A 264-nucleotide genomic window follows, 5' to 3' on the forward strand; every position below is an offset into this window, starting at 1 on the left:
GCCACACAATCGGATACAGCGGGCAATACTTCAAGTGCAGCCAGCACCTCAGTGATTTTAGATAACGCAGCACCGAATGCCTTGACCATAACGACCCCGATTGAGGTTGATGGCCGGATCAATGCCGTAGAAGATGACCGTGTATTGATCACCGGCTCTGGGGCGGAAGCCAATGCCAGTGTCAGTGTGACTATCAGCGATGGTTCGAATAACCAATCGCGTACTGTGACGGCTGATGGCTCTGGGGCATGGACTATCAGTGGT

General features: G+C 53.0%; 1 protein-coding gene. It reads left to right on the top strand.

Annotation, left to right across the window (positions count from 1 at the left end; translation table 11 throughout):
* Positions 1–264: hypothetical protein (locus tag H5158_RS23820; RefSeq protein ID WP_182741002.1), on the top strand; the 264-nt coding region annotated here is incomplete at both ends.

Source organism: Pseudoalteromonas sp. SR45-6, from assembly GCF_014163545.1.
Lineage (GTDB): Bacteria > Pseudomonadota > Gammaproteobacteria > Enterobacterales > Alteromonadaceae > Pseudoalteromonas > Pseudoalteromonas rhizosphaerae.